At 44.6% G+C, this 11,800-nt stretch carries 8 protein-coding genes; 4 read left to right on the top strand and 4 right to left on the bottom strand.

The genetic code is table 11. From position 1 onward, the window contains the following. The 4 genes from B3763_RS12895 to B3763_RS12880 form a co-directional block, all read left to right on the top strand. A partial coding sequence (locus B3763_RS12895; protein WP_414707136.1) for a helix-turn-helix transcriptional regulator occupies positions 1–639 on the top strand: 639 nt, incomplete at its 5' end. A 182-nt stretch (positions 640–821) separates the two neighbouring features. Further along, on the top strand, positions 822–3,587 hold the full coding sequence (locus B3763_RS12890) for a TonB-dependent receptor (RefSeq protein ID WP_286747057.1): 2,766 nt from the start codon (positions 822–824) through the stop codon (positions 3,585–3,587). Between the two features lie 100 nt (positions 3,588–3,687). Next, positions 3,688–4,695, top strand: a complete 1,008-nt coding sequence (locus B3763_RS12885) for a phytase (RefSeq protein ID WP_286747063.1) — start codon at positions 3,688–3,690, stop codon at positions 4,693–4,695. 170 nt (positions 4,696–4,865) lie between these two features. Continuing rightward, the gene (locus tag B3763_RS12880) at positions 4,866–7,262 is read left to right on the top strand and encodes a trehalase family glycosidase (RefSeq protein WP_286747056.1); all 2,397 of its coding nucleotides are present in this window, start codon (positions 4,866–4,868) and stop codon (positions 7,260–7,262) included. Between the two features lie 114 nt (positions 7,263–7,376). Here B3763_RS12880 and B3763_RS12875 read toward each other — a convergent pair whose 3' ends face one another. The 4 genes from B3763_RS12875 to ade form a co-directional block, all read right to left on the bottom strand. Further along, entirely contained in the window at positions 7,377–7,655 is a 279-nt protein-coding gene (locus tag B3763_RS12875) for a hypothetical protein (RefSeq protein WP_189629795.1), read from the bottom strand. Next, complete coding sequence (locus tag B3763_RS12870) at positions 7,655–8,974, bottom strand: tetratricopeptide repeat protein (protein WP_286747054.1); 1,320 nt, start codon at positions 8,972–8,974, stop codon at positions 7,655–7,657. The genes B3763_RS12875 and B3763_RS12870 overlap by 1 nt, the downstream gene beginning before the upstream one ends. Positions 8,975–9,110: 136 nt before the next feature. Further along, a complete protein-coding gene (locus B3763_RS12865) occupies positions 9,111–10,397 on the bottom strand; it encodes a tetratricopeptide repeat protein (RefSeq protein ID WP_286747052.1) in 1,287 nt (428 codons plus the stop codon). 67 nt (positions 10,398–10,464) lie between these two features. Beyond that, positions 10,465–11,800 (bottom strand): adenine deaminase (gene ade, locus B3763_RS12860; RefSeq protein WP_286747050.1); only part of this gene is annotated, 1,336 nt, incomplete at its 5' end.

The raw sequence follows: 11,800 nt of genomic DNA, 5'->3' as shown, positions 1-11,800 counted from the left end.
AATTCACTCGTAATAGGTGGTTTAGGACTGGTGTTTTTTACAGCACTCGTGGCCATACAAGAAAGAAAACGGAGAAACCAGGCTACTGAGGCTCTAAAGGCTCAAAAAGCATTGAGCGATGAGCGAATACGCAATATTGAGCTGGAGCAGCAGGCCCTTCAGGCACAACTGGAAAATAAACGACTCAAAGAGGAACAATTCTATTTGGAATTGGAAGCCCGAAGCCAGGATCTTACGGCTAAGACATTGCACATTATTCAAAAAAACAGGTTACTCAAAGATATCCGGGAGCAAATCGATCAGCTGGAAAAAGAGTCTAAAATGAAAGCCGAAGTGCTGGAAGGGCTAAGTAACAGCATCGATAAGGGCTTTCGGTTCGATACGGAGTGGGAACACTTTCAAGACACCTTCAATCAGGTACACGATGACTTTACCCTCCGCATTCGAAGCCAGTACCCAGAACTCACCGATTCTGATATTAGGCTGTGCTCACTAATCCGCATGGGTATAAGCTCAAAAGATATTTCAACCCTGCTGGGAATAAATACCGATAGTCTCAGAGTAGCTCGATATAGGCTAAAGAAGAAGCTTCATCTGAGGCATGGTCTCAAACTCAAAGAATTTCTAGCCGAGTATTAAGTAAAGCTTGTTAACATTTTATGTGTTTATAAGTTTTTGATTTTCAGTAGGTAATGGTTCTCTGTATATGTTTTGTTAACGTTTTTGAGTAGCAATTTATCACTTGCTTAACCTCCGGTTCATCAAGCCTTATTAGGTCATTTTCATATTTGACCCATTCAATTTCACGAACAAAAACAACTATGAAAAGACTATTACTAACCATTGCAATCATTGGCCTTATAGCCACCCCTGCGTTTAGCCAAGGGGTAGTTAAAGGCAGGGTGTTGGATGAGCTAGGCCTGCCTTTGCCTGGGGCAACTGTGCTGTTGCCGGGTTTAGAGAAAGGAATGCCAACCGATGCCAACGGCTACTATACTATAGTTGAAGTGCCGGCCGGTGAGCACAACATCACCGTTACTTTTGTAGGCTACAAAAAGATAGAGCAGCAAATAACCGTTTTAGACAACACCACTACCACACAAAACTTTTCTATGGAGCCCGGATACACCACAGGGGGCGAAGTGATAATAGTGGGCGATCGTTTGAAAGGGCAGGCCAAAGCGCTCAACCAACAACGAACCAACGCTAACATTACCAATGTGGTAGCTGCCGACCAGATAGGTAGGTTCCCCGATGCTAACATTGGCGATGCCCTAAAACGAATACCGGGTATTACCATCCAGAACGATCAGGGAGAAGCCAGAAACATTATTGTGAGAGGCTTGGCTCCGCAGCTCAATTCAGTAACGCTCAATGGTGAACGAATCCCCTCGGCAGAAGGAGATAATAGGAATATTCAACTAGATCTTATTCCGGCCGATCTGATTCAAACCATTCAGGTAAATAAAGCCGTTTTGCCCGATATGGATGCCGATGCCATTGGTGGTTCTGTGAATCTTGTAACCCGCTCGGCTCCTGCAGGAAGAAGGCTGTCCGGCACCCTTGCCTCAGGGTATAACTTCCTGTCCGAAAAGCCCATATGGACCGGTACACTCATTGCTTCCGATCGTTTTGCCAACGGCAAACTTGGAGCGGTCTTTTCGGCCAGCTACAATAATCATGACTTTGGCTCAGACAATGTGGAGGCCGTGTGGTATGAAGGAGACAATGGCGAAGCACTTATCGAAGAATTCGACATTAGAGAATACCAGGTGCAGCGGGTACGAAGAAGCTTTAACCTCGCTCTCGACTACGAAATCAATGCCAATCACAAACTCTATCTATCCGGAGTATATAACTGGCGAGACGATTGGGAAAATAGGTTTAGAATGCGCGTGTCACAGATTGATGATGCTTTTGATGATGGCGATGCCATTTCTACAGGCACGCGCACCTGGAATTTGCCGGCTAGGGTAGAATACCAAACCAAAGGCGGCCTTGACAGTGATAGAGTTAGAAAGAGAAGGCTGGAGGATCAGCGCAACAGAAATATTACCCTAAAGGGAGAGCACTTGTTTAACAGTCTGAAAATGACCTGGTCTGCTACCTATGCCAAAGCATCTGAAGATCGCCCCAACGAGCGATATATCTCGTATCGCCAGAGTAACCAGAATGTGTTTGTAGACCTACGCGACCCGGGTTTCCCTTTGGCCAACCTCATTAACCCTGCCGACAACCTGAACATTGGCTTAAATGAGATTTCTGAAAACCATGACTACACAGAAGATGAGGATTTCAATGCAAGAGTAGACTTTCAGAAGCCATTGACCAGCAAGGCACTCCTTAAATTTGGAGGAAGAGTAAGAACCAAAAACAAACTAAGAGACAACTCTTTCTTCTCATACGAACCTGTCGATGAAGATGCCTTTGGCGCAAGGTTGGGCAATGTACCCAACAGCAGCTACACCAACCCTAACTATCTGGCCGGTAGCAAATACAAAGTAGGTCGCTTCGCTACTCCGGCATTTTTAGGAGGATTAGACCTTAAGAATCCTGCCCTTTTTGACGAAACCGATGAGTTAGGCGAGTATGCGGCCAGCAACTATAGTGCAACGGAGAATATTTATGCCACATACGCCATGGCCGATATACAATTCAATGAAAAACTCTCAGGCATAGTAGGTCTGCGCTATGAAGCCACATCCATTGATTATACCGGTAATATTTTCGATGTAGATAACGATGTGGTCACCGGAACTTCAGACGATCAGAACTATGGCAATTTTATGCCCGGACTACACCTCAATTATAACTTTAGCGATTATTCTATTTTACGCTTTGCCTGGACAAACACTATTGCCCGACCCAATTATTTCGATTTGGTGCCCTATGCAGAGTTTAGCCCGGACGATCAGGAGCTGGTACGTGGTAACCCTGCCCTGGAAGCCACAACCTCTATGAACTTCGATCTGATGTTCGAAAACTACTTTGAAAACATTGGTATCATTTCGGGCGGTGTGTTTTACAAAGATGTAGACCACTTTATTTATGAGCGGGTTATTGAAGGCTACAACGACCCTGAGTTTGGCAATGATTTGGAATATACCACCTTCGAAAACGGAGGTACGGCTGAAATATATGGAGTGGAAGTGGCTGTGCAGCGACAACTATGGAAAGGCCTTGGGCTTTACCTCAATTACACTTATACGCAATCTTCAACCACCGGTATTCAGGGCCGAGAAGGAGAAGATATTGAGTTGCCGGGAACAGCCAACAATATGTTCAATGCATCATTGAGCTACGAAACGCCCAAACTGGTGCTCAGAGCCTCGCTCAATTATGCCAGCGATTATATAGATGAATTGGGAGGCGATGCCTTTGAAGATCGTTTTTACGACAAACAGACCTTTATAGACCTGAATGGTTCTTACGCCTTTACACCACAATGGAGGTTTTTCTTTGAGGTGAATAACCTCACCAATCAGCCATTGCGCTATTATCAGGGAGTGAGCAGCCGCACCATGCAGGTAGAATACTACAACGTTAGGTTCAATGCCGGCTTAAAATTCGATTTGTTCAACGACTAGTTAGTTTACTATTAACAGATTTAAAGAAGGTGGCCTTAAGGCTACCTTCATTTTTGCTATGATAAAGAAAATTAATCTACTAATCCCTTTGGTTTGGCTTATGGCCATGGCTTGCAACAACCAACAGCCAACTATAAAACCTATACTGGTTACCGAAGCAGTAAAGCATGACTCTGACGATCCGGCCATTTGGATTAACCGCCAGGATCCTTCCAAAAGCCTTGTTATTGGCACGGATAAACACGAAGATGGGGCCTTGTATGTCTTCGATTTGCAGGGAAGAATTTTTCCGGAAAAAGTGGTGAGAGGACTAAAGGGCCCGAACAATGTAGACGTTGGTTATGATTTGGTACTAGGCAAAGACACAGTAGACTTTGCCGTAACCGGTGAAAGACTCACTTCCATGCTTCGGGTATACTCTGTCCCGGATATGAAGCCAATTGATGGAGGAGGTTTTCCTATGTTTGAGGGAGAAACGGCTCCGGAACATCGAGACCTTATGGGCATTGCCCTGTATCAACGCCCTGCCGATAAGAAGACCTTTGTAATTATGGGGCGAAAAACCGGGCCAAGCCAAGGCTATTTGTGGCAATACGCGTTAGAGGCAGACTCGCTGGGCCAACTGCAGGCCCGGTTGGTAAGAAAGTTTGGCAAGTTTAGCGGGGTAAAGGAAATTGAAGCTATTGCAGTAGACCATGAACTGGGGTATGTCTATTATTCCGATGAAAATGTGGGCATTCGAAAGTATTATGCCGATCCTGAGAAAGGTAATGAAGAGCTTGCTCTTTTTGGTACTGAAGGCTTTGCAGATGACCACGAGGGAATTTCAATCTATACTACAGAAAATGGACGGGGCTTTATTCTGGTTTCCGATCAGCAAGCTAATAGCTTCAGAATTTTTCCCAGAGAAGGAGAAGCACAAGACCCTCATTCACACCAGTTGTTAAAGGTGGTCAGGCTATCGACCAAAGAGAGTGATGGTTCTGAAATAACCAGCTTGCCATTGAACGATATGTTTAAAAAAGGGCTCTTTGTAGCCATGTCAGACGATCGCACCTTTCAATACTACCGCCCGGAAGACCTGCTCGATAGCCTTTTAAAGAAGTAGCAGCTTACCTTTTGGGCAAGTACTGTAAACTAGAAAACCATAGTTCTTTTCTAGGCAGGCCTGAGGGAAACAAATTCCTCAGGCCTGTCTTCCACAAACAGCTCTGCCAATTTTGTTCTTTGCATGGTTCGTGGCTTTCTCTTAGTTTAGGAGTTCTTCATTCCGATTGTATGAAAAAGACCTCTCTATTCGCGCTGGGAGTTTTGGTCGCTATGGGCTGTAGCCCTACTTCTCAGAACTCGATTTTCGATGAACTCCTTTCTTCCACAGAATACATTGATGGCACTACTGAATACCTGGCCTCGCCTTATGTAACGGCAGGAGACCGGTTATACATGGTGGGGCATCAGGACGGAACTTTTCCGGACCTTGGCTGGCATGTGACTGGTGAAATGGGGGGTATTTGGGATCACCCCATAAAGCTAATGGATGGCTTTAGCATCTCACTCAATAGCAATGGGCAGAGCGTTTGCCTGGAAGAGGCCGAAAAGTTCAGAAATTACCCTTTTGCCAATAAGCACTTCTATAAACTCAACCAGTTGGGCCTGGAGGCCGAGCGAACTCAGTTTGTGCCTGACGGTGAAGAGGCTGTATATGTGGAGCTCAAGTTGAAAAACCTGGGTGGTGAAACAAAAACTGTCGACCTGACCTTCTCTGGTATGATCGATTTGAGGCCTGTTTGGCTGGGCGAACGAACCCAGATGAATGATGGACAGGACAAAGCCCAATATGAAAAAGCAATAGATGGAATAGTGGGCAAAGATGCCGATAACGAATGGTATGTGGCTTTTGCCTCCAATACGCCTTCAACCGGCAACTCTGTGGGTATGGTGCCTTGCGATTATGAGCAAAAAGGAAAAGGAGTAAATGCTTCGCTGACGTATGCGTTGAAGGTGAAACCCGGAAAAACGGAGACCATTGCTTTCGTAATTGCGGGCTCCCATCAATCCAAAGAAAAAGCTTTGAACACACTCAGTCGGGTGAGGGAACAGGCTGGAGATATGCTACAAAATAAGGCCAAAAGGTACCAAACCATTGCCCAAACGGCCGAGTTGCACATTCCTGACCAACGCCTTGAGCAAGCCTTTCGCTGGGTAAAATATAATACAGACTGGCTGGTGCGCGATGTAGAAGGCCTTGGAAGAGGCATTACTGCCGGAATTCCTGACTATCCGTGGTACTTTGGAGCCGATAGTGAATATGCGCTGCAAGGGGCGGTAGCCATAGGCATGCACGATGTCTCTGAAAAGACCATTGCCCTTATCGACAGTGTATCAAACGCTATTAATAAGGGTAGTGGTAAAATTATCCATGAAATGTCTACCAATGGTGCGGTCTTTAATCCCGGCAATCTCAACGAAACTCCTCAATATACCAGCCTTATATGGGAGGTGTTCAAGTGGACAGGCGATATGGATTTTCTTAAAAAGCACCATGCTACGGCTATAGCCGGTTTAGATTGGCTCTTAAAAGAGCATGATGAAGATGGTAATTTGTTGGCCGATGGTTATGGCATGATGGAAATTCATGGACTGGAGTCTGAGATGATCGATGTGGCAGCGTATACCTATAAAGCCTTCATTGATGCTGCTCAGATGGCCCGGGTATTGGGTGAAGAAGAGCGGGCTGCCGACTTTAGTGCTAAGGCCGAGCAACTGGCAAATACAATTAATACCGATTTCTGGGTTGAAGAGTTTGACTCCTATGCCGATTTTATTGGCACGGCTAAAGAGGCCTTGCATTTAATTGATGGAGCCATCGTAAGGGCCGATACTCTGAATAAGCCCTGGGCTGTTTTGGAACTTAAGAATACTCAAAAGAAAATAAGGAGCTATGCTCCAAATAAAAAACAAGGCTTTGTGTTATACCACAACTGGGTGGTAAACACACCCATGGAGGTGGGGGTGGCCAAAGAGCAGTATGCCCTCAGGGCCCTGAAAACAGGTAGTAAATATGTGAATCCGTTTGGCGTATTCGTAACAGGCATCGACAGGGACGAATCGGCCGGAACAGATGATGGTGGCTTTGCCAAGAAGATGAAGATTTTTAGCTATACCGGTGCTGTTATGACTTTACCGACCGGAGTTCAGGCTATTGCAGAAAATAATTATGGCAGACCGGATGAAGCATTGGATTACTTGCAGCGAATGACCAACTCATTTAGCTATGCCCTGCCGGGGTCTATGTATGAAGTGAGTCCCGATTTTGGGATGATTGTTCAGGCCTGGAATATTTATTCCTACGCTTTCCCCATTGTACGTCAGTTTTTTGGAATAAACCCTATGGCTCATCGCTCGGAAGTAATGATTAGCCCTTTAATGCCTTCGTTCTGGAATGAGGCCGCTATAAACAACCTAAAGGTAGGGGAGCATTTGCTTTCGGTGGCGTACAAGCGTTTGGATAATGGAGAAGAGCTAACTATAAGCCAGCCTGATGATGCCCTGAGTATGGTGTTCGATGAAGAGCGTTATGAAGTAACTGTGGTTAGGGGTGAGCAGCTAAGAAACAACGGCCCCCAAATAAGACTAAAAGGAAAAGAAATTGTAGTGATTCTCCGACCAAGATAGTTTGAATGGCTTTGGAGAAAGTTTCTTTCTCCTGGTTGCATAAGAAAAAAGGAGAAGTTCTGTCAAAAAAACCTGTTTGGTCTTTGATAGTACTCAAAACTTCTCCTTTAGGTTCTATACTTCAGTGGCACCTGGGCCTTTCCTAAACATCTTCTTTACGGCCTGTTCCAGTTCTTCAGCCGCTTTTCTTAAGTGGAATTTAGCCTCTTCGAACTTAGGCTCATTTTTGGTTTTAAAGTCCTGTAGCTTGTCTTCCAGCTTATCGCGTTGTTTCTTCAGGTCTTCTATCACATCTTCCATTTCTTCGCGAGCCTCGGCTCCGGCCTCTTTGGCCTTTTCTACCAGCTCATCTATTTTCTCTCTGATTTCTTTCAGTAACTTCTCTGTGTCCATTAGTTTGTAGGTCTTGTTTTAATGGTGGTTGAAACATTAATCCAGCAGCCCACTTTAATAGGATCTCCCTCATTTTTGTTGGCTGTGAATACATCAGAAACTGTGGGGAACTGTGCTCTGGCCTGGGCCATTCCTTCCTTATTACCCGCTTTCTGATATAAATCGTATGCTGCCATATAAATGGCTCTATCATCGATTTGGCTTTGTTGCTTAGCACATTCGTTGAAGCTATTCATGTACATATTAGCTACCAAAGTAAGTGCCTGCGCTTCATAAGACTTGTGTGTTTCTGCAGCCTGGAAGGCTATTTTTCGGGCCTCTTGCTTGTTGCCCTGGGCTATGTATACCGAAGTGAGCCCCAGTAAAAGATCTGCCTTTTTCTCAGGGTTTTTAGACAAGCTCACAGCTTGTTGATAGAATTTTACTGCCTTATCATATTCTTTAGTGGAATAGGCTCTTTGAGCAATTACTTTGGCCATTCCTTCAGTAGGTTCCAGTTTCTGAATAATCTCGGCCGATTTCAGGAAGTATGTACTTTCGGTACAGCCCTGATTGAGTAGCAATCCGAAAATCTTTTTGGCCAGCTTTAGGTCGTTGGTATTGTTATTCAGGGGAGGGGCCAGATTGGTATTAATGAAGTCACAATTGAGGTCATCACCAATAATCTGTGTGAGCAAACCATTTACAGCCGCACGGTATCGGTCTAGTTTGTCAGAATCTTCACCTTGTTGTTCTTTGCGGTCAATAACATCCAGCACTTTGCCATAAACATCCAAAACCTGATCGTTCGAAATGGAGTTGCCATAGGCCTTGTAGCGTCTCACCACATCCATGTAAGAAACAATGTTGTTGTTAATAACCTCTTCTGGTTTTTTGTAGGCTTCGTGGTATGCCTCTAGTGCTTCACCTATTTTTTCACGATTCGATTTCCAATATTTATAGTAGCGATAGGCCTTATTGTTTACTTCCAGGTCGCTTAGACCAAAGTATTTCTCTTTTAAGTTGAAGGCAATAAACATCGAGTCGAGCAACACATTCTGTTTGGTCTCGTCCGTTTCGGCTTCTGCCAGGTTTTCGTAAGCTTTATATGCGTTTATGTACAGACCATCGTACAAATCAGGGGCATTTTTCATGAGCCAGCTAAGCGAATTGGCCGCTTGTCTATACCTATCGATAGACATGGCATCAACCGATAGAGCAAATCTTCTTTTTGCTTCTTCGGCAAGTACCGGATCATCAGGCAATTTTAGCTGACTTTCCTGGCTCATTCCCACTTGAGCAATACATAAGGTAAGTAGTACAAAGAATATCCTTTTCATAACAATGAGTTTTCTAACCAATCATTTAATCAAACATTTAGCCAAAAAGCTAAGGCCACGCGAAACTAACAGGTCTTAGAAAGTATGAATAAATGCATGGATTATCAAATTGTTGTTTTTAGCTCAAATATAACGGTCAATTGCTTACTCTTGTTCTCAATTTAGTGCTTAGCTGTATCCAGCAGTCTACGTCAATTTGGTCTCCATCGAACAAGTTATTTTCGAAAGCTTCTTCCCGCGTTGGGAATCTTTTAGCAGCTTCTTCCATACCCTTCTTGTCGCCTGCTTTTTCGAAAGCGTCATAGGCTACCAGGTAAACGGCCTTGTCCTGAACCCGATCATGGCGTTCGGCACAATCGTTATAGCTGGAAAGATAAAGATTGCCAATGAACGAGTAGGCCACAGAGGTTTGGCCGGGGTCTGCTGCCACAGCCTCTAAGGCACTGGCTCTTGCCTTGGGTTTATCATTGTTTAAAAAATATATTTCGGCCAGACTCAGATATATCGCTGCGCGCTTATCGGCTACAGATTCCAGCTCAATGGCTTTCACATAGTGCGTTGTGGCTAGAGCGTAATTCCCCTCTGCTGCAGCGTATTGAGCCAGTATTTTATGAAGTCCCGGACTTGGCTCGCTTCTGGAGAGTATATTGAGGGCTTTTAGGTAATGTTCCGATTTTCCACATTTAGAGTCGAGGGTGAGCGATACAATTTTCTTGGCTAAATACACGCTGTCCGGGGCAGTCATGTGGGTAGCTATTTGCTTAATTGCCTGACAATGTTCGTTGACATTCAGTGTTTTAAAAACCTGATCATCGGCATATTTGCTGTAGGTTTCGTATAGCTTGAGGTTTTTTGAGAAGTACCTTGAGGCAATTTGCCTGCTGGCCAGTTCATAGTTGGCCAATATTTCTGCCGTTGACAAAGGCTTTACCAGCTCATGGTATTTGTTGGTTATATACATAAAAGCTACCAGGTTGTTGTTTATTACCTCATCGGGGCTTTCAAAGAGTTCATGGAAAAGAGGGTAGGCTTCTGCTACTTTCTCCTTGTTGTTCAGAAAATAATCGAAGTACCGAAAGGCCAGTTTGTTCTTTTCAATATCTGTCAGGCCAAAGTGCTTTTCTTTAAGGCGGAAGGCAATAATTAGCGAATCGAGAAGTACATTTTTCTTGGTTGTGTCTTCCACTTTACCGGCTGTTTCTTCCAGCGCTTTGAATGCTATGCTGTAGACACTAGAAGATGCCTTGGGAGCATTCTGAAGCAGCCAGTGAATAGATGGCAGAGCCTTCTCATAATAACCAAAGTGCATGTTGTCTCCGGCCATCACTAATTTTTCATTAATCGCATGCTCAGAAGGAGTGTCTTGAGCATAGGTTAAACCCACCGTGAACACGGTGAGAAGCAGGAAAGTAAGTACTCTCATTTTGTTTAAGGTTTATTGAACCTAGAAGGTAGTGGAATAAACCCTTAAATCAAACTAATTTATTAGTTCAATTTCTAAACAGGTTGGTAAACGAGAAGCTTTCTCCATCGAACAGGCCTTTGTCGCTAAGTTTAAGTTTGGGAATCACAAGTAAGGCCATAAAGGAGAGGGTCATGAACGGAGAATTGAGTTTGCTACCGAGCTTCTTGGCCATGGCATCAATAGCCGTATATTTTTGAGCGACCACATACCCGTCTTCGGCCGACATGATTCCTGCTACAGGCAATGGTAAAACCATTTCGTTGTCAGAACCCACGGCACTTACTCCACCCTGCGATTCAATAATGAGGTTGATTGCTCTTGCCAAATCCTCATCGTTGGTGCCAACAGCTATAATGTTGTGGGAATCGTGCCCTACACAAGAGGCAATGGCACCTTCTTTTAGCTGAAAGCTTTTAATAAAGGCTATTGCCGGCCGGGCCTTATGATACCGATTTACCACCACCATTTTAAGGATGTCTTTCCGGGGATCCGAAACAGCCATTCCCTCAGCATTGATTGGGCAGGGAAGCCATAGACTGTTTGTAATGAGCTGCCCATCCATGGCCTCAATTACCTGTACTTCCCGGCCGGTAGCTTTAACAGCTATTTGCTTCGCTGATACAGGCTCACAATCGAAGCGATTAATTATTTCGTTGTCAACTCTCGGAATAAGGGTTTTGCCTCTTTCGGCAACAGCTTTGCCATTAATATAAGTGGCCAATACATTAAACTCCTGTAAGTTGTTAACTACAATAAAGTCAGCCAAATCGCCTATTTGCAGGGTGCCCACGTCTAAGGAGTAGTGGTCTACAGGGGTAATACAGGCTGCAGTTAATACATCGAACAAATTGAAGCCTTTGGCGAGTGTACGTTTTACGAGTTGATCAATGTGCCCTTCCACAAGGTTGTCAGGGTGTTTATCGTCAGAGCAGAACATGAGCATATCTGGAGCTTCACCAAACAGCTCCACAAGGGCATCAAAGTTTTTGGCCGCAGAGCCTTCGCGAATAGCTATTTTCATACCATGCTTTAATTTGTCTCTGGCTTCATCGGCAGTAAAACACTCGTGGTCAGTACTCATTCCCGCCTTCACATACTTTTCAGCTTGTTCTCCTCTAAGGCCCGGTGCATGGCCATCTATAGGTTTTCCGGCTTTTTGAGCACTTTCTATTTTCTGCCGTACTGTCTCATCGCCATACAATACACCCGGCCAGTTCATCATTTCTGCCAGATACTTTACCTCAGGCTTTTGCAACAAATAGTCAACTTCCGCAGCACTAATTTCGGCCCCGGCTGTTTCAAAAGTAGTTGCTGGTACGCATGATGGTGCCCCAAAGTAAAACTTGAAATTTACCTTACGT

Origin of the sequence: Roseivirga sp. UBA1976 (assembly GCF_002336325.1) — a bacterium.
Lineage (GTDB): Bacteria > Bacteroidota > Bacteroidia > Cytophagales > Cyclobacteriaceae > Roseivirga > Roseivirga thermotolerans.
This window is presented reverse-complemented; position numbering and strand designations above follow the sequence as displayed.

Excerpts from the sequence above, each read along its gene's own strand:
- B3763_RS12890 (WP_286747057.1), top strand. The coding sequence starts at position 822 with ATGAAAAGACTATTACTAACCATTGCAATCATTGGCCTTATAGCCACC.
- B3763_RS12885 (WP_286747063.1), top strand. The coding sequence starts at position 3,688 with ATGGCCATGGCTTGCAACAACCAACAGCCAACTATAAAACCTATACTG.
- B3763_RS12880 (WP_286747056.1), top strand. The coding sequence starts at position 4,866 with ATGAAAAAGACCTCTCTATTCGCGCTGGGAGTTTTGGTCGCTATGGGC.
- B3763_RS12875 (WP_189629795.1), bottom strand. The coding sequence starts at position 7,655 with ATGGACACAGAGAAGTTACTGAAAGAAATCAGAGAGAAAATAGATGAG.
- B3763_RS12870 (WP_286747054.1), bottom strand. The coding sequence starts at position 8,974 with ATGAAAAGGATATTCTTTGTACTACTTACCTTATGTATTGCTCAAGTG.
- B3763_RS12865 (WP_286747052.1), bottom strand. The coding sequence starts at position 10,397 with ATGAGAGTACTTACTTTCCTGCTTCTCACCGTGTTCACGGTGGGTTTA.